Annotated in this window: 14 protein-coding genes; 4 read left to right on the top strand and 10 right to left on the bottom strand. The window is 40.5% G+C overall.

The window, feature by feature from the left end:
- Positions 1 to 3: 3 nt before the first annotated feature.
- The 6 genes from AUR67_RS12430 to bcsR are packed head-to-tail and all read right to left on the bottom strand — an operon-like array spanning position 4 to position 10,770.
- The gene (locus AUR67_RS12430) at positions 4 to 3,816 is read right to left on the bottom strand and encodes a cellulose synthase subunit BcsC-related outer membrane protein (RefSeq protein WP_058585496.1); all 3,813 of its coding nucleotides are present in this window, start codon (positions 3,814 to 3,816) and stop codon (positions 4 to 6) included.
- Positions 3,807 to 4,922 (bottom strand): cellulose synthase complex periplasmic endoglucanase BcsZ, encoded by a 1,116-nt coding sequence (bcsZ, locus tag AUR67_RS12425; RefSeq protein ID WP_058585495.1) that lies wholly within the window; start codon positions 4,920 to 4,922, stop codon positions 3,807 to 3,809. The genes AUR67_RS12430 and bcsZ overlap by 10 nt, the downstream gene beginning before the upstream one ends.
- Positions 4,922 to 7,171, bottom strand: a complete 2,250-nt coding sequence (gene bcsB, locus AUR67_RS12420) for a cellulose biosynthesis cyclic di-GMP-binding regulatory protein BcsB (RefSeq protein WP_058585494.1) — start codon at positions 7,169 to 7,171, stop codon at positions 4,922 to 4,924. Before bcsB ends, bcsZ begins: the two co-directional genes overlap by 1 nt.
- Positions 7,168 to 9,834, bottom strand: coding sequence for a UDP-forming cellulose synthase catalytic subunit (bcsA, locus tag AUR67_RS12415; RefSeq protein ID WP_058585493.1), 2,667 nt, complete (start codon positions 9,832 to 9,834; stop codon positions 7,168 to 7,170). Before bcsA ends, bcsB begins: the two co-directional genes overlap by 4 nt.
- Positions 9,824 to 10,546 carry a cellulose biosynthesis protein BcsQ gene (gene bcsQ, locus AUR67_RS12410; protein ID WP_058585492.1) on the bottom strand — a complete coding sequence of 241 codons (723 nt, stop codon included), beginning with the start codon at positions 10,544 to 10,546 and terminating at the stop codon, positions 9,824 to 9,826. The genes bcsA and bcsQ overlap by 11 nt, the downstream gene beginning before the upstream one ends.
- A complete protein-coding gene (gene bcsR, locus AUR67_RS12405; RefSeq protein ID WP_054561934.1) occupies positions 10,543 to 10,770 on the bottom strand; it encodes a BcsR/BcsP family cellulose biosynthesis protein in 228 nt (75 codons plus the stop codon). The genes bcsQ and bcsR overlap by 4 nt, the downstream gene beginning before the upstream one ends.
- A 122-nt stretch (positions 10,771 to 10,892) precedes the next feature.
- Between bcsR and bcsE the strand changes: the two genes are divergently transcribed.
- The 3 genes from bcsE to tyrR all read left to right on the top strand — a co-directional run bounded on the left by bcsE (position 10,893) and on the right by tyrR (position 15,919).
- Complete coding sequence (gene bcsE / locus AUR67_RS12400) at positions 10,893 to 12,518, top strand: cellulose biosynthesis protein BcsE (protein WP_058585491.1); 1,626 nt, start codon at positions 10,893 to 10,895, stop codon at positions 12,516 to 12,518.
- Between the two features lie 169 nt (positions 12,519 to 12,687).
- Entirely contained in the window at positions 12,688 to 14,268 is a 1,581-nt protein-coding gene (bcsG, locus tag AUR67_RS12395; protein ID WP_058585490.1) for a cellulose biosynthesis protein BcsG, read from the top strand.
- 94 nt (positions 14,269 to 14,362) lie between these two features.
- Positions 14,363 to 15,919 carry a transcriptional regulator TyrR gene (gene tyrR, locus AUR67_RS12390; protein WP_054561931.1) on the top strand — a complete coding sequence of 519 codons (1,557 nt, stop codon included), beginning with the start codon at positions 14,363 to 14,365 and terminating at the stop codon, positions 15,917 to 15,919.
- Positions 15,920 to 15,985: 66 nt separating this feature from the next.
- On the opposite strand, the gene AUR67_RS12385 is transcribed toward tyrR, so the two are convergent.
- Positions 15,986 to 16,474: a hypothetical protein gene (locus tag AUR67_RS12385; RefSeq protein ID WP_058585489.1), complete on the bottom strand. Its 489-nt coding sequence runs from the start codon at positions 16,472 to 16,474 to the stop codon at positions 15,986 to 15,988.
- 109 nt (positions 16,475 to 16,583) lie between these two features.
- Between AUR67_RS12385 and AUR67_RS12380 the strand changes: the two genes are divergently transcribed.
- Positions 16,584 to 17,114 carry a thioesterase family protein gene (locus AUR67_RS12380; RefSeq protein ID WP_058585488.1) on the top strand — a complete coding sequence of 177 codons (531 nt, stop codon included), beginning with the start codon at positions 16,584 to 16,586 and terminating at the stop codon, positions 17,112 to 17,114.
- A 61-nt stretch (positions 17,115 to 17,175) separates the two neighbouring features.
- Here AUR67_RS12380 and AUR67_RS12375 read toward each other — a convergent pair whose 3' ends face one another.
- From AUR67_RS12375 to AUR67_RS12365, 3 genes are all read right to left on the bottom strand, one after another.
- A complete protein-coding gene (locus tag AUR67_RS12375) occupies positions 17,176 to 18,420 on the bottom strand; it encodes a DUF642 domain-containing protein (RefSeq protein ID WP_058585487.1) in 1,245 nt (414 codons plus the stop codon).
- A 246-nt stretch (positions 18,421 to 18,666) separates the two neighbouring features.
- Complete coding sequence (locus tag AUR67_RS12370) at positions 18,667 to 22,746, bottom strand: hypothetical protein (protein ID WP_058585486.1); 4,080 nt, start codon at positions 22,744 to 22,746, stop codon at positions 18,667 to 18,669.
- Complete coding sequence (locus tag AUR67_RS12365) at positions 22,736 to 26,968, bottom strand: hypothetical protein (RefSeq protein ID WP_161936942.1); 4,233 nt, start codon at positions 26,966 to 26,968, stop codon at positions 22,736 to 22,738. The genes AUR67_RS12370 and AUR67_RS12365 overlap by 11 nt, the downstream gene beginning before the upstream one ends.
- Positions 26,969 to 26,990: the final 22 nt, after the last annotated feature.

Here is a 26,990-nt window from a genome sequence, read left to right as displayed (position 1 = left end):
CAGTTAGTAGCTTGCATAAGGCACAACAGGTTTACCCGGGAAAGCCAGTTCGCTATACACCGGATTAAAGTAATAACGGAAGTACAACTGAGCATAATTCGGCTCGTAAAAATCGGCTCTATCTAAGTTGACGTAACCACCAAAGAACCAATGAGGCGTGAATCGATACTCAAAACTTGCCCCTAAGTTATACGATAAACCACTGCTGGTATCGCCTTCAAAGTAAGGTACAACACCCGTGACAGCTGTTTGAGCCTCTGCTTGGCCTTGCAAAATAGGGTCGTTAGGGAAAAATGCAATATCGTCTGTCGTGGTGGTTGACCAAGATACGCCAGCGCGCAGTCGGTATACAAAATTATGACCAACTCGCTTATCAAAAATCACAGGTAATGAAGCGCCCAAGTAGTTTTGTGGACTGTAATAGCCACCATGTCCCCAGGTTTCTTCACTTAAATTATACTTATACGACCAGTGTAATAAGTTAAGGCCTAGACTTAATTCGGTGTCTCTTTCGCGAATATAACGATAATAACTGCCACCCATTAGGCTGTAGCTTTGATTGTCTTTTACGTTTTTACCTTGCAAGATTTGATAGTTAGTACTGCCCCAAAAACCCCAATCTAGGCCAAGGTCATGAGATAGACTAAGTTGTAATTGCGTAGCTCTAACACCGCCCCATACTTGGTTGGTAAAGACATCTTCAAGTCCGGCGTAAGATAATACAGAGCTGGTAACCGGGCGTTTATTAAACGTGACGCCATATCCAAAGTCGCCTAAATCACCATTGTAATTAACGCCCCACACGATATCTTCGACTAAAAAGCCAAGTGGAGTGGTACCAACATCAATTCGCCATTGCTCGTTTTGCCAAGCAAGGCCAATATCCATACCTTGTTGCTTTGGTTTTATACTTAAAAGTGGGCAGTCAAAAATACACAGGGCTCCTTGACCATAGCGGCTACCAGCAAAGGTTTCATCAAAGCGGGTTTCTTGGCTCGATATTGTCATTGGGTCTAATTTCACAATCCCAGTGCCACCCCATAGCGGGAAACCTGCTTCAATAGGCGTTGCGCCAGCGCCCAGTGTGGACTCATTTTGTGTGCTGGTTTGGCTACTTAAGTTGATTGCAGCAGTGATATACGCTTGCTCATCGCGCTCAATACCTTGCAATTGACGCTTGGCATTATTTACATACCAAGCTTCATTTTCATCAAGGGCATACAGTTCATAGTTCTGCTCATCGCTTAAGGTGCTCGTTGCCGTATCTGGATCAACTGCAGCGCGGTACCAGCTTTGAGCAAGTGTAGTTTGTTGCTTAGCTTGCGCAACCGCTGCTGCTTGATAATAAAGCTCTTGGTTGTTGTTTGATTTAGCTAGCAATTGCTCAGCTAGATTTATTGCACTTTGTGTATCTTCAAATTGTTCAAGGGCAGTCATCAATTGCTGCTGACGATAGCTTTGCTCACTCGAAACTTGATTAATTTGCCCAGCAATGATGCGATCTGCTAAATCATCTCTTTGCTGCTGACGAGCAAGTGTCGCAATAGCTAAAGCAGTATCCGTTGACACAGTTTGTCCTTTTGCAACGTGCTGCTCAAAGCGGATAATGGCCTGGCTACTATTGCCTTGCTCGATATGAGCATTGATCAGCGCCTCTGACAGTTCTGTGTTATCAGGGTAACGTGTTGCAAGCTCTGAGAGCTTAGCAACTCGTTGGTTACTTTCACTAAAGCGATTAACGTAATTAACTTGTAGTGCTAACCATTGTGATTGCTCTGCATCGGTTGCGTTACTCGGCAGTTGATAGTCTGCAAACCAGCTATCAGCAGCGTTTTTATCGTTGCTTTCAATTAGCCAATTTGCATATGTCATGTGCCAATATGGGCTCAAACTTGGGTCACGAGTAAGAGCTTTTTTCAATTGTCTAATCGCATACTGCTGCTCATTAATTTGTTGCCATTGGCTGGCAAGCTCAGCTTGCATTAAAGGTGTTAATGGCTTTGCTTCTAACTCGGTGAGCTTATAAATCACCGTGGCTTTATTAGTGGCTGTATTGTTGGCAGAGAGTCTTTCTAGTTTGGTATTAATGCTTAGCTGCTCTGTGAGCACATTAATTTGTTCAGTACGCGCGTTATTGGGGATGTAATCTAAGGTTGCCAGTGCTCCTTGGTAATCGTTCAACGAACGTAAAAATAGGGCATGGCTATAACGTAAATCTGCATCTAGCGGAAATTGCCACAAGGTTTTTTTATACAGAGCTTTGGCATGATCAACTAAACCTTGTTGTTGATATAAATTTGCAAGGTCGTAGTAAAGCCAGCTTTGACGTGGGCTTTGTTTGATTGCCATAAGTAGCACATCAACTGCTTCATCAAGTTGACCTTCAGCAGTAAGCTCATCAGCACGGGTTCTCAGTTGCTGTGTTTGTAATAGGGTATAATCTTCAGCAATTAATGCCTGTTGCTGACGAGTTAAGCCATTATAAAAACGGTGACTACGAGCATAATTACCATCTGAGGCGGTTAATTCAAGCATGGCACGCAAAGTAGACTGTTGCAGAGGATCGTCTTTTAGCACTTGCTTATAAAGGTTCATCGCGTTTTGAAGTTGGCCTGCTTGTTTGGCAAGTTCAGCACGGTAAAACAATACCGTATTAGGGTCTTCATTTAAGGTGTCAGCTAAATCCAGCTTAAGCGCAGCCTGTTTGAGTTCATTGCTACTAATGGCTGATTTAGCTTCATCTATGTATTGCCAAAAACGAGCAGTATTGGCGAGGCCTTTTAAAACTGTTATACGGTTTGCATCTATGCTGTATTTTTGAGCTTTTTTAAAGTACTGGTAAGCATTGGCATTACGACCTTGCCTTAAGTTCAATAAACCTAAGCTATTGTATATTTCAGGATCTTGAGGACGACCTCGCAGTGCTTTATTGAAAAGCTTTTCTGCTGCATCAAAGTGGCGTTTTTCAAGTTCGACACTGCCTTTAAGCCATGTCTGATACGCAGGGTCTGCTTGCTTTTTTTGCTCCGCTAAATGCGCTTTTTTAAAGTCACTAAATTGTAGCTGACCTTTACTGCTTTTAGGGTAGGCTGCAAAGTAACGCTGATATTCGCGCTCAGTTTGTTTATTAAGCGGCATATCCTCAAGGGCTGCAAGCCACGCAAACTCAGCTTCAACACCATATTGGTTACTATGTGCATAATGGCTCAGTAATTCAATGGCTTCTTTATTTGTTGGGTTTTGCTTTAACAGATGTCTTGCATAGGCAAGCTCAAAACGGCCACTATTTGGGTAGCGTTTTAGTAAAGAACGATAACCGCGCAGTGCTTGCTGATATTGATTTGGATCTTGAGCAAGCCAGTTTATGTGCTCCAGCTCATATTCAATATTAGGGTAGGCGGATTTAAATAGCCGATTGTAGATTTTTACCGCGTCACTGTATTGTCCGGCTCGGGCACGAAGCTTGGCTTGTTGAACCGCTTCTTTGTCTTGGTTATTGACGCGTGCAAGTAGGGTTAAGCTTGTTACGCACGGATGTGATAGGTTACTAAGCTCTGCTAAACGCGCATTGGCTTTGTCGGTTTCTTTGAGGCTATATAAAACACGCACCTCGGCGCATTGCACTTGAGTATTTTTAGGTGCAATGCTTTGCAGCTTTTCTAAGCTGTCGGCCATTAACTGATTATCACGCTCAATTTCACCAAGTTGTACTTGGCTAATTAACCAATCAATTGATTGACTATCAAGGTCTTTTTTTATTGCTGCGGATGCACTGGAGCTTGCTAAAACTGCAGCAAGTAGCCACTTTATCGGCATTCATTGCTCCAGTTAGTTGTTAAAGCCCCGTTTTTATCAATACTAAAACGTTTGTTCAATGCGCTGTTACCAAATAAATACAACACGCTGTCGTAGTAGCGGCTGGTGGTAAAGCGGGTATCCATCATAATTTGCTGTTGTAAAGCCGTCACAGTTTGTGATGCATCATCTTCAGCAAGCAATGGCAATAAGGCGGCTACAAAACCACTTGGGGCGTTGCCTGCCGTTTTGCCCGAGACTGCATTGGTTTCTAATGGCACTTTGCCTGAAGAAGCAATGCTATCAACAAAAGGTTTAAACTGCTGTGTAAGGGCATTTTTATAGGGGGCATCTTCTGCCATCATACTGGCCCAAAGGTAGACGCGGATAGCATTGTAACTACCTATAGCAGGGGCGCTTTTATCATGATAAAAGCCTTTTTCCACGCTGTAATTAACCCAATCAGGGCTCACGCCTTTTGGTGCTGTATCTATTAATAACTGCGCCGAGTTATCGTGTAATGTTTGCCAAGGCGAGTGCGGGTATAGGTGCGCAAATTGCGCAAATATAAATAGCGGTGCATAGCTTGGATTTAATTTCCAGCTACTGTCTTTTTCAAAACCTGTTGGCCCAGGTAAAAGAGTCAGACCGAGGTTTGGTATCTGCGCTGTTTCTTCACGAATGATGCGCTCAGCAAGCACTGAGCTGAGCACTGCGTAGCGTCTTTCATTCCATAAGATAGCCGCTTGCGACAGGGTATAAGCAATCCATAAATCTGAATCAGAAGCTGGATTTGAATCAAGGATTTGTCCTTGATTTTGCTTTATTCCCCATTGCCACGCTGGTAAACGGGTGCTTAGGTCACCTTCAGAAAGGTGTACTTCAGTCCACTCAAGTAACTTATCGAAGCTGGCTTTATCATTGGCAAGTAAAGCAAAGAATAACGCATAAGATTGCCCTTCAGAGGTGGTGATGCTGTATTCACTGCCTAAATCAACAACGCGTCCTTCTGGTGTAATGAAGTGAGTTTTAAAGTTATTCCACTGCGGCCAAGCGCTGCAGCTTAACTGAGCTAAGGCGTTGCTTGAAAAAACAAAAACGAATAGTAAAGAAGCGATAGTTTTCATTATGCCTGATCTCCTTCAGATAAACGTTTTTTGGTAAGTAGCGCGAGCACTCGCCACAACATAAATGAAATAAGTAATAGGGTTAGTAGTGATAGAATCGCTAACAATACTGGGCGGTCTGAAAAGTGGAACCAAATGAGGGTATGAATAGGCACGTGACCGACAAAATACTGTTCATCGGTTTTAATCGTTTTGATGCCTTGGCTATTGATAATAGCTGAGCTTCCCATTATTTGAGCTGTTTTATCATCATTCAGTAGAGCATCAGAGAGAAGTGCAAAAGCATTTTCATTACTGGCAATCAAAGAGACTACTGAGCGGTCTGAATCAAACGGTGACTGGAACCCGGACATCACGGCTAAACGACCAATGCTGCTGATGTTTACTTTAATTTTTTCAGCACCTTTAGTGTCGTAGGCACCATTATAGATAGCTTGATCAACAATGCGTTGGTTGTTGTTGATAAGCACACTTAGGGCGCTGTCTTTGGCAAGTGAGTTTAAGAAAGAGTCAGGTTTACCAATAATAATAATGTCTTTATCGTTTAGCGCCAATTGGTTACTTGGAAATTGAATGTCTAAACGGTGCGCTGGGTAGCCTGTTATGGCACCCAAATGACCTGTGAAATTAAGCAATAAACTAATCGCGTTAACTGAGCTGTTAGCTTCCATTACAAGCGTGCTTTGGTGTAAATCGGCATATTTGGTGAATGGGAAACCGCCATTTGCAAAGGCGCGTAGGTTTGGCATGGCAATATAGTGATGGAAGTCACTTACATCAATGGTAGAGCTGCCATCAATTGCACCAAATTCACCGCCGGCAGGAATGGCGCTACACTCACCGGTTTTTACGACTGCAAAATTAAAATCATAAGTCAGCTGGTTATTTGTTGTTAAATCTAACCCTGTTAGCTCAAAGTCTTGACGAGTTTTGGTTGGATTGAATTCAGATAAAAGCGGTAACAGGGTATCGGTTGTAATCGTTTTACCACCTTCGTTATCAAGAATAAAACCATCCACAAACTTACCGTTAATCAACATATTCAAACGCGACAACATGTTTTGCTCAACAGGTGTGTTGCGGTAATTCAAGGTAATTGGAATACCATTTTCACGCCAAGTGAATAAATCTGGTGCAAAACGCAAGTCTAACCGAACAGGTAGACCGCGATAGCCTTCCGATTGCAGCTGAGTTGGGTATTCAATAAATTCATCAAAGCTTACTGGGCGATCAGAACGCACCCACAGTGGCGCATCGTAGGCTTCTCGAAGCGGTAAGTTGCTAATTGCATCAATAATTGCACTGCGACCAGTCATGACTTTATAGCCAAAGACTAAACCTACTACGGCTTCTTTCAATTGTGCTGTGTCTTTACCTAAAACAAGCAGTACTTTGGCGTACCGCTGAGTAGGGCTGCTAATAATTTCTACAGTTGGCTTTTCAACATCAGGGTAATTCAGTAAAAAATCTGGCTTGTTGTCGTTTGTTGCGAATACGACACTATGTTCTGTCGGTGTTGCATTAATTTGCACAGGGAACTGTGCTTTGCGCCATTTTGCTTGTGCGCCAAAAAAGCTTGATAGTGCAGCTGCTGCTTCGAGTGTGTTTTCATCAGGTTGTGATGCAAACACAAATGGTAAATTGACCTTGTTGTAATCTCGCGAATCAAAAAATGGTGCAGGGAAATACTCAAGTAAGCTTTCAAGAGCAAGTGACTGACGGTCAATAGAAATACGGCTGCTTTTACTAAGCTCGGCCCATATTGTTTTACTATAGTCATCCTGACAAACCAGATCGTAAAAACCGACTAGTTCGAAGCGAATTTGGTTAAAGTCTTTAATTAGCTTAGGGTTAAGAACAATGCTGCGCTCAGAGACTGTGCCAATTGGCGTTGTCTTATCATCAATAGGTAGCACAGTGACAAGGTTTTCATTTAAGAAAATTTTCAAATGTGAGACACGACCAATAAGTGATGGTGAGGTTGTGTATGAAAAGTCTAGGGTCAGTTTTTTCCCTAATTTATCGAGGCGGTTTGTAAAATCAACACGGGTACTATTACTCACTCCATCAAGCTTGAACTTGCTTAAACCAAGCTTTTCAAAGCTTAGCGTCATGCTTTCAATTGGTGCTTGCTCTGGGTAACCATCATCAAAAATCGCTTTATTAGAGAGAGGCTCAGCACTTATCGCCCAGCCAGATATGCCGAGTGTGCCAAAAGCTAATAACAAGGTTAAAAAAGTTTTTATCATGATGTTTTTAGTACTTTTGTTGGTTTTTTAGGTAATAACGACGCCACAAAGTACAAGACTCTTGATGCAAACGCAATCGCGGGTCTTAATTCATTTGGGGCATGGAAAATCAAGTTCTTAAAGCCTCTTAGACTGGTATAAAAAACGTGAGAAAAGCTGTATGAAGGCTTGTCGTGTTTAAAGTTTTCTTGCCAATCAAGCCAAGCATCAGCACGTGAGAAAGTGCATTGAATAAAGGCTTTTTGTTTTTCTAAATCTAAATCCCTGAGGGTAAGACCCAGTTGTTTATCGCGGGTGTTACAGATATAAGTTGGGAATGAAAACTGCTTCAAGCCACGGCTCATGAGTAGCTCGACTTTATCATTTACACGGCAAAGGTGATTATGGTCAGTTTCAAGGCCAACACCATTATTTGAGTAGTCCGTAATTTTCACTTTAATGGTACGGCCATTAGCAAGGCGAATAGCAGCAGGGAAATTTGCTTTAATGCGGTGTGAGCTGCGTACTTGTTTGGCTTCAGCGGCAACAGCCACAGCTGCACCCAAAATTATCACGTTATAGCTTGCCCACAGCATGCTAATGACGAGTACACCTATCTGTGAACTATCGCCGAAGAGCAATCTAAACACGCCGTAGGTCATACCCAAAACGTTAACAAGCAACAAGATTATATAAGGCTTTGAAATCGTCCAATCGTAGTGATCTTGCTTGTTTAAACCGCCTTTTTCAGTCACGTTAAATTTACCCTTATTCGGGTTGATAAGCGCAACTGTCGTGGGTTTTAAGATATACCAAGCAAGTACTGACTCATAAACTTCGCCCCAAAATGAATAGCGGTATTTACCTTGAATTCGAGAGTTGGTTATTTTTACCTGTAACAGGGTTGGCACAATATAAAGAAAGATGGCAACAAACGGTGCATAGATAATTTGCGCATTAAAATAAATTAATGCCAGTGGCGCTGTTAAGAATACAATTCGCGGAATGCCTGATAAAAAGTGCAACATAGCGTTTAAATAGCACAAGCGCTGCGCGATATTTAGGCCCTTACCAAACAGCGGGTTATCTAATCGGAATATTTGTGCCATGCCGCGTGCCCAGCGAATACGTTGACCAACGTGGGCAGATAAACTATCTGTAGCCAGGCCGGCGGCTTGTGGAATATTAATATATGTTGTTTTGTAGCCAGCGCGCTGCATTCTTAGCGCGGTGTGGGCATCTTCAGTGACGGTTTCTACGGCAAAACCACCAATTTCTTCAAGGGCACTGCGCCTTAAAACAGCACACGAACCACAAAAGAAGGTCGCATCCCACATATCATTGCCATCTTGAATTAAGCCATAGAACAACATATTTTCATTTGGGATTTTCCGATGGTTTTTGAGATTGCGCTCAAATGGATCGGCAGAAAAAAAGTGGTGAGGTGTTTGTACTAAACACACTTTACTGTCATTGATGAATTGTCCCATTGTCATTTGTAAGAATGAGCGAGCAGGGATATGGTCACAGTCAAAAATAGCAATGTAGTCGCCATTAGTTACTTTCATCGCATGGTTCATGTTACCGGCTTTGGCATGTTTGTTATCAGGGCGAGTTAAATAACCAACACCAATTTGCTTTGCGAATTCGGCAAATTCAGGGCGCTTACCATCATCTAAAATATAAATGTTAAGCTTATCTGCAGGCCAATCAATACTTTGCGCGGCGATTGTTGTTGGCTTCACAACATCAAGCGGCTCATTATAAGTAGGAATATAAATATCAACTGTTGGCCAGTTTGCTGTGTCTTTTCCTAACGCGATTGGTTTACGGTTTAATGGATTGATGGTTTGGAAAAAGCCTAATATTAGTACTAACCAAGCGTAACTTTCAGCAAGCAGCAAACCAATCCCTAGGGTAAGGGCTAAAGGGTCACCCCAGTTAAGAGTGTCAGTGTAGCGCCACCATAGATAACGTGTAGAGGTTGTAACAGAAAGGGTGATCATTACAATAGTGGCCATTTTCCCTTCAACCCGTCTTAGAGAATAAGCAACAACCAAAATTAAACTAATGAACACTGCTTGCGCTTCAATACTAAATGGCACGGTTACAAATATAGCCACCGCAAAAACAATGAGAGTGAAAAAAGCGACCTTTAAGGTGCTGTTTTTCCAAAGTGGAGAGCTACTCACTGCTTTATATGATTTAGTTTTTGTTTGCTTTCTAGCAACTAACCAAAGCCCTTTACAAGAGCGTACTAGTTTACTGTCTGCCAGTCTCAATAAGCGAGCTGATCGTGTTAATTTACGCCAAGATTTACGCTGCTCAACGGCGATATGTTGCTGTGAGGTTGTGGTGGTATTGAATAGCGCGAGATACACACTTTGCAACGCAATCCGAATGCAATTGCTTGGTGTGAGTACAGGTTGAGAAACATGAGGATATAAGCGTTTAAGTTTAAGCTTTAACTCACGCTTTTTATTGTTATCTAATTTAATAAACAATGACAAAAAAAGCACAAAGAAGGGGAGTAAAATCGCTCCCAATAGGCTCATTTTGTGTTGGTTGTAATAACTATAAAATTTTATAAATACGAAGCGGACAAGTTGCTTCGTTAAAAACAACCCTAAAATACCTTTAAGTAGTCGGTGTGTGATACCGAGTGAGTGGATGCTATTGGTCATTCTGACTCGCGCGGCTTACAAGCCAACCGGCTAGCGTTTCAAAGTCATCATTAGCAACGCTGTATGGAGCACAGTTAATTGCCACATTTCTAAATGCAGTTGCTTCTTTGATGACTTCATCTTTATTGATATATAAAGGTGCAATTAATGGTAATTCAGTTTGCCAAAGCTGCAATAAATCTGATTCAAGCTCAGAGGCTGAATTATATTTATTGGTTAAAAAATAATGCTGCCAAGATGATTCAGCCTGCTTTAGAGTGTTTAAACGTTTGAAAGCAAAACTGTGACAAATAGCATCACAATTAATAATCTCAAGGAATATATCGTCTTCATTTAGCGAATAGCGGTGCACATCAACATGGGCAGGGCAGTCAAATAAAAACCAGCTGTCATCGCTGTCATTAAGCTGCTGACAACTCTCTATAATGCTTGAAAAGTCTAACCCTAAGTTCGAATGGCTGCCATAGGGTAAAAACTTTACGCCGTCGTTATCTTGATGAAACTGCTCACATGCAGAGGCAAAGTTTGGGTAATCACTCCAGCCTAGCTGATGCTCCCAAGCAAGACCAAGGTGTAGGCCTAAGTCGCCTTTTGGATCTAAATCGATGGCATACACAGGCACATTTGATTTTCTCAAAGCACAAGCAAGGTTGGCCACAATCGATGTTGTACCAGTGCCACCTTTAATTCCTTTTAAAAAAATTCGCTTCATTTATGATTCTTTATTGCGTTTTTGTTAATTTTTTTTGTGCTCTGTGTTTGTGTTGTTGCTAATGCGATATCGTTAAGCAAGGGGTACTTTTCAATCGTTTTTCGATTTTTTTCAACATCAACAATTTCAACATAATCCGTTTCCTTGCCGCCAAATTGGCGTAACAGCTTTTCAATATCGTATTGAGTTAAGGTGTGTGAATTTTTTACTGCAAAGTCATTCATCTAAAAAAACCGTTATGAGAAAAATTAGCTTAAAAATGTTCACGATCCATGGACATAATCTGCATTATATATAGAATAGCGTTTAAAACTAGTACTAAAGTATCTTTTTTAAGGGTTTGTTGGTGCCTCATTTAAATATTACAGGACTAAACGGAGCTTTCTCTGAGCTAAAGCGAGGCGCAAACTATGCTTTACTTGCCCCGCTAGATAATCAGCTATTAGAGTTAACAAGGCATCTTTTAACCAATCATAAAGACTCGGTTTTTTTGCTCTCTGAACAAGTCGAACTATTTTTCGAAGGAGAGGGAAGCGAGTTACTATTTACCTTGTTCGAAGAAGGGGTACTACGTCCTTTCCATTTACATCATAATGAGAATGTATCAAAAAGTTTGCATTTTTCCCGTGGTGTTATTAACGAAATAAAACAGTATGAGCAACTGAAAAACAGTACGGTTATCGTGCATGTCGATTCAGAACATTTAGTCTCTTTGAACGAACAGCAGCTTGGTGAAAAACTCAAGCTCTATGTTGCTTTGTCACAATCAAAAAATGTCACTTTAGTGTTTTTAATGTCAGGTGCTTATGTCAGTGAATTGAGACGTCAGTTATTAGCCTTAAACCGTTTCTTTGATGGCCTTATTTATATAACTCAAGAGGCATCAATTCGCACTCTTGAGTATGATTATTGGTGTCATAAAGAAGGAGTTATCGCTGGGCGTTCGGTTAATTTACAGCTTCATGATGGTCAACTTGCATTAGTTGAGGTAGAGCAAGAGGCTGATGATAAGTCGCAAGCAACGGAGCAAGACTTTGATGAAGACGAGGTATGGCTAACTCGCAGTGCTGTACCTGAGGGTACAAAGCTACCCGTGTTTTATAAAATAATTGATGATAATGATGCTCTTTTTTCTAAAGGGCTTACCAAAAAATCAGCGACGTTAGTTTTTGCAGTTACCCGATACACTGATTTAAAAGCGTTAGCCAAAGATTGCTTCTCTCTTCGAAAGAAGTGTGGTCGCCGACTGAAATTAGTAATTCAAAATGTTGATGGCATTATTCGTCACCAGGACGAGTGCTTATTTTTAACTTTAGGGGTTAACCTTATTTTATATAGTTATTCTGAGCCTTCGCGTTTACTGTCACAAATTCAGTCAATTCAAGGGTTTCAGTTTACAAGGCCACTACCGAAATCTATTGATGATGTTCTAAAATACAGCGAAAATGTATTAGCTAAAGGTTATTTGTCTCCAGATAAGTTCGTACAGCAGGTTGCTAAACATAGTGACTCAGCTGCCAATCTGGGTGTAAGTGGCGTGCTTGTTATGTTGCAGCTTTTACCGCGTATTGATGCCATACACCCATTACATTTATTTCATGTAAAACGTGAAGGGGATATTTTTAGTTTTGCTGATGGCACGGTTTACCTTTATCTACATGCTTGTCGAGAACACGATGTGGAAAGTGCGATTAAACATTTATTTAAATTACAGGTAAGCGACTTTTTTATGTCAAAAAATGTCATTGCTGATCATTTTTATATTCAGCAAGAATGTCGCCGCATGCAACGTCATTTTGCTAATACTGAAATAACAGACTTTACCCAGCAGTTACAAGAAAATGTAAGTTATATTTTTGATACAAAAACAGCAGATATTGCAAATTTAAATACAGAGACACCGGAATTTAAAAAAGTGATTCGACCTATATCTGAGCCAGTAAAAGTGACCTTAAAAGGTGAGCTATCATGAGCTTAAATCAGTTTTTTATTACTTTTATCATCGCAATGCTAATCGGTATTTTGTTGAGTAATACAGGTAAGGTATTGTTTAATAAAATAGTCGTGCTCTACCGAAAACTAACATTTAGGCATGTATTATTAACGCCCTATACGCCAAAACGACACAAGAAGGATAACAAGTGAGGCTTTCAGGATTAGGTATTTGGAATTTATACTTTTTAGTTAAGTTTGTTCTGTATAGCCGAGGTGATATTTCTTTTGATTTATTTGCAAACTTAGCATTTTTTGCTTTTCTAGCTATCTCTTTTCAACATGTTTGGTTGTCTCGTATCAAACACGCTATAAGTGTGGTGGTAGGAGTGGCTTTATTGTATCACGATTCGTGGTTGCCCCCGATTTCTAGGCTCACCAAGCAAGTTGGCAATGTACAAGACTTTAGCATCGGCTACTTTTTTGAGATCACAGCGCGCGTTGTTAGCCTTGATATGGTTTTTGCGCTCTTTGCTTTAGTGGTTTTTTATTGGTTTACGGTGAAATGGTTACGTTACACCAGTATTTCAATAATTGGCTTTATGTATGCGTTTTGGTTAGGTGGGGCTGTTACGAGTGATGAGGTTACAACTCAAGTTGCAAGCAATAACCAAACTACAAAAAAACAAGTACCCGTTTTAGTTTCTGATACAGCAAAACAAAAGACACCGGATCAACAGTTACAAGACTTTTACCAGCAACAGAATTTACTACAAAGCCAGTTTCCTGACGTATTTAATGGCCAACCATTTGATGTTGTTGTGCTCAATATTTGCTCTTTAGCGACGGCTGATTTAAATGCAATTGGTGTTGAGCCACGTAACTTATTTGCTGATTTTGATATTTTGTTTAGCCAATTTAACTCAGCAACGTCGTACAGTGGCCCTGCGGCAATTCGTTTATTACGAGCAAGTTGCGGGCAAACAAGTCAAGAGCAACTATTTAAACCTGTTGATGAGCAATGTCAGCTATTCACTAACCTTGCTGAGCTTGGCTATAAAACCAGTGTGGCTCTTAACCACGATGGACATTTTGATGACTTTATTGGTTTGATCAGACAATACGGTGGTGTTTCTGTGCCAAAACTGGATTTTAGCCAATTTAGTGCTGCGCAGTATGGCTTCGATGGCAAACCGATTTATTCTGATGCGGATATACTCACTAATTGGTTGAAAAAGCAAGGTTCGAGTGAGCAGCCTAGGGCTCTTTACTACAACACCATTAGCTTACACGATGGCAATCAACTTGCTGGTCGTGAACGTATGAATAGCTTTGAAAGCTATCCGCTTAGACAACAGCGCTTATTTAATGACATCGATAAGTTTATAACTGAGTTAAAAGCGCAAGGTCGAAATGTAATGCTGGTGGTTGTGCCGGAACATGGGGCTGCCTTACAGGGTGATAAACTACAATTCTCTGGTTTGCGCGAAATTCCGAGCCCTTCAATAGTTTCAGTGCCAACTGCGGTTAAATTCATCGGTCCTGATATAAAGCATGATGGGCTGAATGTCGTTGATGAAACAATGAGTTACTTTTCACTGTCAGAGTTAATCAACAATACGATGAAGCTCGATTTGTTCACAGGTACGGTACCCATTAACCGAGTGCTTGATAATTTACCAACTTCAGCCAAGGTCGCCGAGAATGAAGATACGGTAATGATGTATATAAAAGGGCAGCCTTACATCCAATTAGATGGTGGAGAATGGACCAGGTACCCGACTAATTAAGTTATTTGTCCAAAATTGTTTACAATAGACTACCCAGCTGCAGGGAGTTAGCGTATCATTCTCATACTATAGGTTCCCGTTTTTTGAGGATGTAATGCGTTTAGATATCCACTGTGCTGACCGAATTGGTATCGCACAAGAGATTCTCAATATCTTGGTTAGTTACCAAGTTGATTTAAAAGGCATCGAGGTAGATTCGGTTAATTGTCGAATGTACGTAAGCTTTCCGCCTATTGAGTTTGAACAATTCCAAAAAATTATGCCATCTATCCGTTTGATAGATGGCGTGAAAGACGTTCGTACAACTGCATTTTTACCTTCTGAGCGAGAGCATAATGAGTTAAATACATTACTACGTGCATTGCCAGACGGTGTGATATCTATTGACGCTAAAGGCTGGGTGCGTTTATGTAATGATGCCGCGTGTCGCGACTTGCAATTATCTGAGAGCGAAGTGATTGGCGCTAACATTAATAATTTGCTAAAAGGCTTTAATTTTACGCGTTGGTTAGAAGGCAAAGAAGTACTTGGTCAAACAACCCGAGTTGAAGTAGCTGGCGAAGACTTTATCGCCGATATTCTACCTATTTCAGTCCCCCAAGGTGCTGAAGGGGATGTGTTAGCCGGTGCAGTTATCAATATCAAATCACAAAGTCGCTTAGGCCAACAAGTCAGTGCGTTCCGTCGTTATGGCCAAGAAAGTTTTGCAACCATACATAACTTTAGTACTGCAATGCGCCGTGTGGTTCGTGAAGCGCGTAAAATGGCACAACTTGAAGCGCCAATCCTGATTACTGGTGAAACAGGTACAGGTAAAGAGCTACTTGCTCGTGCTTGTCATTACGCATCAAACCGCTCAGTAAAACCGTTTATCGCTTTGTCGTGTGCTTCGTTGCCTGATGATGTCGCTGAGTCTGAACTATTTGGTTACGCAGGCTATGAAGAAAACGCTGCACCAAAACGCGGCGTTTTAGAGCAAGCTGATGGTGGCACAGTATTTTTAGATGAAGTTGGTGAAATGTCGACTCAGCTACAAACTAAGCTACTACGTTTTTTACAAGACGGTACCTTCCGAAAAGTCGGTGATGAAAACGAAGTAAAAGTAAATGTGCGTATTGTTGCCGCAACACAAAAAGATTTACCAGCGATGGTGCAAGAGGGAACATTTAGAGAAGATCTCTATTACCGAATTAATGTTTTGACCCTAGAAATAGCCCCATTACGTGATAGAAAAGCTGATATCGGCCCGTTAGCAGAGCACTTTATTCAAAAGTATGCCCAGCAAAATGGTCATTCTGTGCCTGTGATGTCTGAGGATTGTTTACGCTTTTTACAAGATTACCCATGGCCGGGTAACGTGCGCCAATTAGAAAATGCGATTTATCGTGCTGTGTCGTTGTTAGATGATAACGAATTGCGTATTGAGCACCTGCAGTTACCAACGTTTACCCATGATTTAGGTTATCTTGAGTCTGACTTTGAGGGAACCTTAGACCAAGCGGTAAAACGTTTTGAGGCGACTTTACTTCGTAAGCTTTATCCTGCTTATCCAAGCTCTCGTCAACTCGCTAAGCGATTAGGTTTGAGCCACACGGCAGTAGCAAATAAGCTTCGAGATTACGGTATTAACCGTAAGACAGTGAAGGTTTAATTATAAAACTCAATTAAGCAAAAAAGGCTTAGGTAAAACCTAAGCCTTTTTCTTTTCGGTTAAAAACTATTGTTTGGTACCCATATCTTTGGTGACACCATCGATAGCGATATTTTTAATCCCCTCATCGTCGAACTTGATCACAATACTGATGTTATTACGGGCAAAAAAGTAATCGCGGTTATCTAGACTAATAATGTAATCACCTTTTACAGAATCACTAAATTTTCGCTTTTCGAGTTTTAGGGTGTGATCAGCAATTTGCCAGTTGAAACCTTCAATAAAACCATTATTGAATTCTTGCACCCATACTTGTTGCTCGTCTTTGCTGAGTGTTATTGCCACTGAATATGACTCTGGCAGAGACATGTCATAGCTTTTATCGCCAATAGTGAACTTTTCAGTATCTTGTTGCCAAGCAAAACCAAACTTGAATGCTTTCTCAACACCCGTTGGGTATTTTAAAGTGCCATCACCCGGAAAGTTGAAGTCAGCAAATGCTGAGCTGGTGAATAAGCTTGCACTGAACAAAGTTACCAAATTAAATAATTTCATTAGGTTATTCTTTTTTTATACTAATATATGCACAGATTAGAGCAGAAAATTCGCCTTAGCAATATGCTGTGATACACTTTGTTCATTATCAACTGGTTAGACCTTTGCCGTGAACCTCTATTTTCGACTTATACTACTGTTTTTTAAAATTAAACGTAATCGTGATTATCAACAATTGTTAGACACGATTGATATTGAATTTAAAGCGTTACCAACCGATTGCGATATCAATTTTCATCTAACTAATTCTCGTTATTTAGCGATGATGGATCTTGCCCGTACTTGGATGACTGAGCGAGTAGGCTTGTTAAAGCACATAATGAAACGCCGTTGGTTCCCAATCGTTAATGCAACTGCAATTACCTACATACGCGATATTAAACCAATGCAAAAGTACACAGTCAGTACGCGTTTAGTTGGTTGGGATCATAAATACTTTTACATTGAGCAAAGGTTTCACTCTGAACGAGGCCTGCATGCTATTGCTTATGTACGTGGTGTATTTAAACGTAAAAAAGGCGTTGTAAGTGTTGAAGAGATGCTTGAAGTTGCAGGCTTTAGCGGAGTTGCACCTATTTTGCCAGCAGAAGTGATGCACTGGAAAGAAATGTTAGAGCAAAAGAAGCTCACTAATAAGTGATACCTAAGATTAGCTAAAAAAAATGCCAGCTAAGCTGGCATTTTATGGCTTTAAACACAGTTTACTCTGCTGCGCAAACTGCTTCACTAACAAACGTTAAATCGTTTACGTGTGCTGGACCATCCATTACGAATGTCGCTTCAGCGGTGTTTTGATCTAAGGTGTAGATTTTTGCATTCTCGCCGCTTTCTCTACCTGAAATATAAATTGTACCGTCATCAGCAATCGCAATACCTGACGCCCAATTAACACCGTGCTCACCGATTCGAGTTAATTCAAGGTTACCTTCGTCTACTGTGTAAAGTGCTTGACCTGTTAACACGTAAAGTACGTTGTAATCACTTGAATAAGCGATATCGCCGTCTGCAAATGTATCGCCTTCATACGATAGTTTACCTAATACCGTTTTTTCACCTGTAGTTAGGTCAAAATCATACATGTATGTTTTGCTTGTCGCACGTAAAGATAGACCATCCGCAGTCACTGTTGAGCGATAAATAGGGAATGATGTCGCATCTGCAACTTCAGCTTGCGTATCAGTGGCTAAATCTAGGCTATAGATTTTTGACGCTTTGCTGCTTTTATCAAGTTGCTCCATGAAATAAAGCACACCGTCATTGCTAGCAATATTTGATGCTGTATTGCTCAGGCCTGCAACTACAGTTACAGCACTTGATTCTGGATTGAAGTGATATACATAGCCTTCAGTTTCAGAGCCAAAGTTATTAATACCGTATAAACCAGTAGTAACAGCGCAAGGCTCAGCAACTTCAGTAACAACTACATTGTCAATAAATGCACCTAATGAATCTGATGTACCGGCACCTGCAAAGCTTAGTAATGAACTGGCACTGTCAGCTTCAACAGTAAAGCTGTATTTAGTCCAACCTTGAGTGCTGCTATTAACAACTGCTAATGACTCGCCATTCCAAAAAACTTCAGCTTTATTTGTTTCTTCATTGCCAACTACACGCGCAGAGTAATAAAAGCTTAATTCGTACTTTTTACCTGCAGTTGTAGCAAGCGCTTGTGTGATGCTGTAATTAGATCTTGAATCAAGCTCAATGTGCTGCTCACCATCTTGTGCTGGAACAATGCCAAGTTTATTCGTTTGAATTTCAAACCTAGCGTTACTGCTACGAGTCCAACCTGGAATTTCGTAAAATAACTGCCACTTACCATTGTTAGCGGTAATTGTATCTGTATTTTCGAATGATCCGTTTTCTACTATATTTGTGCCAGCCATTGCAATACCTGATGCAATAGCTAAAGGTAAAACTGCTAGTTTAGTAACCAAGCTTTTCATGACACTCTCCGTTATGTGGTTAACATAAAATTAATATTGAATAGTATAATTTTACTGCTTTAAATGGCTTTTGTTCAATTAAGGAACAAGCCGAATCTATAGTGATTTTACATTTATTCGTTTAACTTTATGATTTATAAAAGCTTGTTTTTTGATCGGAAATTTCTGATTTTTCAAGATTTTTTTATAGCTCAAAAAAACCAAACCCGTAAGTATTGTGGTTTGGTTTTGGGTCTAACCCTAAAGTTAGTCTTGATTTGACTTGTTCGCGAACCATCCAGACTTTTGATTGCGACTAAGTTTACCGAGTAGCTTAATCGCTTTTTCTAAAGTGATACGCTGATCTGCAATATCGCGATAAATTTGGTTTGCGCGCTTTTTCCGTTTTACTGCAGCACCGGCATCTAAAAATGATTCAATTAGTTGATTGAAGTATTTCACAAGTAAGGCTTGTTGTTGCTCCTGCTTTTGGTTTGATTCATCTTCTTCAAGTTTTTCTAAGAGGCTAGATATTTCAGCCTGGCAAAACTCATTTTGCGCAAGGTGAGTTTTCTTTAAAGTTGCTAAATGTTGTTTCATATAGTCTATTTCAATGAGATTGAACGAAACAATCATATTTAAGTTTGTAAGTGCGGTACGAAACTCTTTAGCTGAACACTGTTCAGTAAATAAGTGACGTATGGTTTGATGTATTTTCTGCCACTGTTGCCATGCGTACACGTAGTTTAAACCCGCACCTTTTATGTTTTGCATGCCTACAATAACTTGATGCGTATTTGGCAGAGCTAAATCGGCGGTTGAAATAGTAAGTTCATCGGCAGATAAGTTACTATTTTCATGGACTGTTATTTTAGACTTAGTAATAGTTAATAGGCGCTCTTTTATTTCATTTGCATTTTCAGCTATGTTTTTTTGTAAAGCTGCAAGCGCATTTCGTTGAAAGTGGTGGCGGAAATAATTCAAAATAACACCTACTTGTGAGTCTAAAATATCTCCGAGAATTTCTTTTACGCAGGCTTTATTGAGTGTCCCTTCACTCAGCGACATTAATTTATCTGCATTGGTTTGCCCATATGCATGGATAAAGCGGGCATGGAGCTGCTCTGCAGTCAATAGGTTCAGTTGTACCAATAGGCTTTCAAGTTCTTCAATATCATTATTTTCAATGAGCTTATCAATTCGCTCTGTTAATGCATTAATAAAATAACTATAAAAGCCATCTACATTACTACCTATCACTACAATTCGGTCAAACCTTAAGTCATGGCTCAAAATATTAGCGAATACTTTCGAGCGAGCGACACGATCATTACGGTTATTAATCAATGCAATGACTTGTGTCTTAGGGCAATCATTGAGCTCATAAAGACTGAGTCTGCACCAATTCTCAAGCGTTGCTAAGCGCTCATTTGCCGACATACTATTTACAAAAGACTGCTCTATAGAACCTATTGGTGCCCGAGGAAACTGTTGTAATACGCCGATGTCAGGAATAATTCGCGCAGAGGTTTCTTTAAAGACATAATCTTTGCTGAGGCCAATGTGTTTTGCCATCTTACAAACTAAGGCAATATTTGCAGGATGCTCTTGATATGGATAAAGAGCTCGAATATCTTCGGTAATTTGTAGGCCGTCAGCCCAATGAACTTGAATTAAATTTGAATTCTTTTGCTTCGCATTCGCCTCAAGTATAGGGGCCATATTTTGCTCACTGGTGAATACTAAGCTGTTTTCACCAATAAAATGGCTTGTTTCATTAGCAACATCGATACCTGTTGGTCCTAAAATGTCTTCATGATCCGGATAGGCGTTAGTGATAGTTGAAAAGCTATCTTGCATCCAGTTGCGCAAAATTCTCACATAACGCGGAGTTAAGCCCATGCATTCCCATAAAAAAACATCCGCATTAACATTTTTGGCAAAGTGTAAAACGTCACTTTGTTCCCAAATGCTGGCTTTATCAAAGGGTCTAAATAGAGGGATTTCGAACTGTTCACCACTGGCTCGGGCATAGATCATGGTCGCTTCACAGCCTGTGGTTTTACTAACAACTTTTAACGTGAGGCTACTAAAAAGTGCGGCTTTTAAGCGCTCAGTTCCTGACTTTCCTCGCGTTCCCCAACCACCAATTGAAACAGGGATCTGTGCTCTATCAGACTTTATTTGACGACTTATTTTCAAATGCCTTGCCCAAAAGTAGGCAATAAAGCTGAGCACAAAGAATATAAGCTGGCCTATGCTATTTTGGTAAATTGAATAAGCATACTCTTTAAAGCTTGACCATAGATTAAAAAGAAATGGTGTAATTGCAAGTTTGTTATATAAACTACTGATACTTTTTTCTACCGGGAAGTTTGTATCAAGTACGCTACCATACGGCTGAAAATCAAGTGTAAACCCTTTACTTTTTAGTATCTCTAAAAACTGTTTTTGTTCAACTTCTGAGCCACTTCTCAGTTCGTTTAATTTTTCATAGTTAAACGATATCCAGCTATAGCAGTAAAGCCTTTTAAAAAGGCTATTCGGTGGGGTCACTATGAGAATACCATCCGGTGTATAGGTTTTTGCTGGCGTTTTTAGGTTGTCTTGAGAAAGGCTGCTCAAAAGAAAGTCGAGTAATGGCAAGTGTTCACGAGCACTAAATTGCTGTTCATCAAAGCGTGGTTCGCCAGGGACTTCTGTTTGACTAATTTCAGCCACTGTACTACTAGGAATATGCATAAATGCACTTGGTTTTCTTGCATGCAAGTGGTTAAAACTCTGGCGTTTATCAGTACTCGGCGTTTTGAATTCATGCCAAAGTCGCCAAAAACGAAAGCCTCGCTTGTAGCCATATTGTACTTGCCATGACTTCTTGTGCGCACTGACATTGTAGGCTTCATAATTTTGCGCTTGATTACTTAATAACCTGCCAAGTAACTGCTCATTCCAATCAGCTAAATCTAGATTTTTGTGGGCGCTCAGGTCAACTTCAAGTTGTGCTACTTGCTGCTGGTGCATAAAGCTGACAAGTTGTTCTCGTACACGGCTGATAATGCGACGAATAGCGAGGCTTGGCTCATCTTCTAGGCGCTGATTTAAAAATTCCACAAATGATTTAAATAAACTATTAGCTTGCTGCTCTGTATGGCAATCCACTTGCAGGTTAAACATAATGCGAGGACTTAACTCGAGTAATAAGCGCTTTTCAGCAAAGCTAGCCGTTACTATTAATTGCTGTTGCCAAACTTTGAATCCTTGCTGATGCTCACTGAAACGTGGATCGGCTAATTGCTTAATCAGAGTCAATCTAACAGCTTGTTGAGTCTCATTTTGTAAGCCGTCTAAAATAAGCTGTTGCGAGCATGGCCATGGCAATACAGCACACTGCTCATAGACACTTTGCCTTACTCTTGGGTAGCGATGTTTGGCGAGTAAAAATAATAGCTTAATGTTAACCTCACTGAGGTTAAGCTGTTTGCTAAGGATGCCAGCAAAGGCACTGAGTAAAAATAACTGCCTTCGGTCAATTTGCTCATTTTCAGGTAGCTCTAAATCAATATGAGAGCGCATATAGTAGCGTGTGAATGTTGGCCTTAAATTAATTAAAATTTCTAAGATATCGACTTTTGCAGCATGCGGGGTTGTTATTTTTTCAAGAGACTGTAGTAAGTTTTCTACTAATTCGGCATTAAACTCAGGATCATCTACATATTCACTTATTAGCTGCACTTGGTTTGCCAAAGCGCGAAAAATTGAGTTGCGAATGGCTTCATTGTCCGTTTTTTCTAATAACGACAAGAAAAAGCTTTCTAAATTTAGAGTCAACCATGATTGCGCAATTTCGTCAGCGTGGCTACGTAAATAGCGATTCGCTAAATCCCCAAGTTTACCAATTAAAAATTTCAGTGATTGTTCAAGCTCAGAGGTTTTATCTTGATAGCGATTAATCATCGCACCTTCATCAAACCAGCGCTGAAAAGCCTCTTGATCTTTTTTTAGCTGCAGTCGGTCTGCCCCTAAAATGTATGCGTAATCAAGAATGTGAAACTCACGTTCTGCTTTTAACTCCGCATGGCTCAAACGCTCTACAAAACGGCGATGGTCGGTATCAAGTTTAAGCAACTGATTCTGCAAGGTTTCAATCTTGTGAGTAAGGAAAGCAATCGCTTGTAATAAAAGCCAGTCATCTTCATCATCGTCGTCAGGTTGATTTTTTATCAGCTCCCATTGGCTTAATTCATCAACAAGTTCATGATACTTCTGACGGTATAAGTCTAGCCAAAAACTAGCTATATCAGCAAATAGCAAGGTTTCTAGGCGTTGTTTAAGTTGTTTACTGCTCATAATCACTGTGCTCTAGCAAATGGTTAAGTTGAAGTGCAGGGAAAATAATTTCATCATGAGCAAAAGGTGCAAAGCCGGTGTGCTGGTTATTACCTGATGAAAACTCGAGACTAATATTATGATTGTTCCAGACCCAGTCTTGCTGCCAGCTTAGTTTCAGCCAGCCATTAGTAAAACTGCCTAAATTGACTTGTTTTTGCCACGCAAAGCGAGTGATGTATTGCCATGTGGCTGTAGCTCTATGCTCATCGGCAAAGCGATAGTAGCTATCTAAACCAACTTGAAAAATGTGGCCACGATAATACTGATTCCAGCTTGAGTTGAAACGTAAGTAGTCTAGGCTTATCCAGTCATCGTTAGAGCCAGAGGAAACACCAAAGTTAAGGTAGTTATCAACCCAAGGTTGATAACGGTACTGGTAATAACTCAACCAGCCAGATGCATGATTTTCACGGTAGAAGTTGAAAACGCTCGAGTTTAGTTGCTCATCGGCTAAGTAATCATCAAGGTCTGCGCTGCTATAGCGAATGTAAGGCGTTACTTGCCATTGGTGACGGTGCACAGTATCGCGCTGCCAAGACTGACCAATACTGATACTTGCATCTAATGCATACTGTAAGTCAAAGCTATCATGGCTTGGCTGCCAACGTGAGTTGATTTGCGTGTCGATATACCATGGGCTGTTTTCATCTTGCCAAGAATGGTAACCATTTAGGGCAAAAATATCAGCCTGGCTATCGCTCATAGAGTAATAGCCCTCTAATTGATACCAGTGGTTATCATCATTGAGGCGTAAGCGGGCACCTATATCTACTTCTTCACGGGCAGGTATATCTTCGGCACTTTGGAAAATTGTTTGTTGATCGTAGCGAATAAATCCCTGCCAATTTAATTCGTCACTATGTAGGTTTATCTGCTTATTGATAATAGAAGGCTTTTCTGGCGCTTGATAAGTGACCAGTTCAGGCAACAGGGTTTTTACCTGTGAGTAAGGTGAAATTTTATTGCTTTGCTCACTTAGCTGCCAGCTATACAAACGAACGTATTGTAATTTATCTGCAGTCACTTCAACCTTACCTGCAGGGTGGAAGAAACGTCTTTCTGTTCGCTTAAACTCATTCATCTGTTCTAACTTAATGAGTCTGTCAGCAGGTAATTTGGCCATTAAAGGCGTATCAGGTGTCACTGTGTAAAAGAGTAACGTTGTCGGCAACTCTAGGTGTTGCCAGCGACCTGTAACATATTGTTCAGCCTCAATTGTTAGATGCTGCGATAGATACGGGTTCAACCACCTGACAGAAATGATGTTGTTATCCAATTCACGTTTGTTAAATGTGAAAGGAATGCTTTGCTGCTCTGTGACTGACCAGATCTTTTGATCATTTGCTAATTGTAATGACAGGTTAGCAACATTTGCACGAGCCAATTCAGCAGTAGAAAAGTTAAATTTAAAGCGAATTTGTTGCCCTTCAGTTTGTGCTAAATCAATGTTTAATGTGTGGAATGGGCGCAGCAGTATGCCTTTATTGGAGCCTGCCTGTGTATTAAGCAATGTAAAACGATCTGCAAAGCTACTTTGTGCTGTACTTTGCATGTCAAATAATCGCGTACCAGCAAAGTCTAGCAAACTATCTAATGGCTGCCATTGACCATAACTTTCTATTCTGTTTTGTAAAAAGGTCGACTTAGAATCCGCATCTAAGGTTTCTAAGCGCTGAAGAAGTTGTGTGTATTGGTTATTGGTAAGGCGCTTTTTACTAAGTAAATAAAGCCCATTTAATAAAAGTTCGGCTTGTGTAGCGTCTGCAGAGTAGATAAGCGACATAATATCATTTGATGGGGATTTATTTGCTGCGTCAGACACATAATCGAACTGACTAAATAAAGAGTCTGGAATGAAACTCACATCAAGATAACTCGTATGGTCAGCTGTTATTTTTAGCGCTTCACCAGCTTTAAGGCGAATTACTAGTGTGGCTGCAATTGAGGCCGCTTGTTGGTTTTTAACAAACAAAGTAGTTGCGGGTATATCACTAAAAATAGGCATGAGTTTATGCTGATATTGACTCTCAGCCATAAGCCAAGCGGTTTGATACTCACCGTTCTGCTTGGCTGCTGTGCGAGCCTTAATAACTAAATTAACAGGTGTTTGGGCTGTAAAGTGCCATGGCATTGTTTGTGTGATGACAGTATTTTGATATTTCCCCTGGCTGTTAATAAAGGTTTCTTGCATACCTGTTTTTTCTAAATAACGCGCTTCATCAATGAAGGGAGGGGCACTGAGAGTTTGATAGTCAAGCGCTTTAAAGCTTTCAGACACTTTAGTTGGCACAGTTGATGAGTGAGCCAGCCACGCAGCCAATCGATGTTTTTGCTGTTTTACCGCTAAATTAATCAAAACTGGCGGGCACTCATTTATGGTTGTTAAGTTACCTGCACACAGTGCAAATAGTTTAATATCTTGACTTTCTGTTTGATAACTATCAATCAAGGCTTTTGCTGCAAATTGCTTCAGCTCTAATTGTTGTGTACTTTTGTATAGGCCCTCTAAATAACTATTGGCTAAGTGGAACTGTTGCTGTTTACGTAAAATTGCGACTCTAAGTTGCCAAGCTTGTTTAGCAATTGTTGTATTCGCATTTTGGGTCAGAGGTTTTAAAAATGCTAAGGCATCGAGAGGGGCGCTATTAGCTAAGTCTTTCGCTGTTAATAATGATTGTTCGGCATTAAATGCAGAGATGTTTTTACGTGCTGGCGCGTAGGGCTCGATGGCCGCTAAATAATCAGCATGTTGTTTGTGTAAGTCATCTGCAATCAGTTTTGATATCGCAGGGCTCATATTCTTAGCATTAACTGCTTGTTGATATATCACTTCGTCGCTGGGCAGATCAGCAAGCGTTCTTGCATACAGCGCAAACTCAACTTTATTTGATTGACTACTTAAGCTTTGAATTGTTAATGACTGACTGCTCAGTGGCACAGAGATAAATAATGTTTGAAAGTCATTTGTTGCTTTTAGGTTTACTAACCAACTATTTTCACCTGCAGATAGTTTCAATTGGCTGTCTTTAGTGCTCTTTGCAATTAAAGTTAACCAAGGTGTTGCACGTTTTTCACTGGATAAATCAAATAGCTGTGCAGATTGGCTTAAAGTGGCTATAAGGCGGAGCTGTTGATTTATACGCGGATAAAACTGATCGTCTACTAAGCGTTGCTCAACGAGTTCAGTAACCATACTATTTTGAGACTCAACTGCGTTCAAAGTGCGATAACTACCCTTAAGCTGAGATTGCCCAGTCATCATAGATAGCAAGTTGGTACGGCGTTTTAGGGCAAGTGAGTTATTTGCTTTAAATACATCATCACTAAACACTTGCAATGAGTGGTCGCGATAAACCGCTGTAATGGCATCATCAGCGATTTGATACCAGTAGGGTAACAGTAATTTTTCTTGTTCTTTTTCTGCAGCATTATCATCATAAATTGCGCGGTGACTTTGCTCCAGTTTGATAAATGCATCGGTTTTACTTTTTATCGTTAAGTATTGTCCGGCAGCGATAGCTAGGTACTCAGTATTTTCAAGGCCTAACGACTGTTCTTTATATTCTAATGCTTGGCTATTAATGGTATTGATTTTAGCAACCAATTGTTTATCGAGATACGCATAAACAACACCTTTTTCATCAGGCTGTTGCATATTTTGGCGAACAGATAATTTAAGCTTTTTTGCCGCCGAGAAAAACAAGGTGACTTCGTCATTTTTGCTTAGTTGATAATAACGTTCACTGCCATTGCGATTTTTAGTTACAATTGAGGGCTTAGCAAGCGACAAAGCTCGTCTAAAGCTATCTACATTTTGTGGTATATGGCCAATCATAGCGCTGAACATGGCACCCTCATCTAGGTGATTTTGGATGGCGACAATTCGGTTATGGCCCATAGCGGGGAGTTGGCATCGCTTCGTATCGCATAATAAATCGCGATGCACTTGTAGGCGTTGTTGTATGTATTGCGTATTCCCCGCACTAATAATGAATTTATTAAGAAGCTCAGGGTCAATGTCTAGCCAATGTCCTTTAGGAAGCCAAAGATAGCGATGTTGCTTGGCACTAAAGCTCATATCTTGGCTGGTGGTATAGGGCGCGAGCTTTGGCGAAGTTTGCAGCCAATTTGCGGGCTCAAGAACACCTCTATTGGTATCAACAGCGTATGCAGGCTGCATTGAAAGCAGCAATAAAATAATA

It is taken from the genome of Pseudoalteromonas sp. XI10 (genome assembly GCF_001469895.1).
Lineage (GTDB): Bacteria > Pseudomonadota > Gammaproteobacteria > Enterobacterales > Alteromonadaceae > Pseudoalteromonas.
Note: the sequence above shows the minus strand (reverse complement) of the source record. Positions and strands in the feature narration are given on the sequence as shown.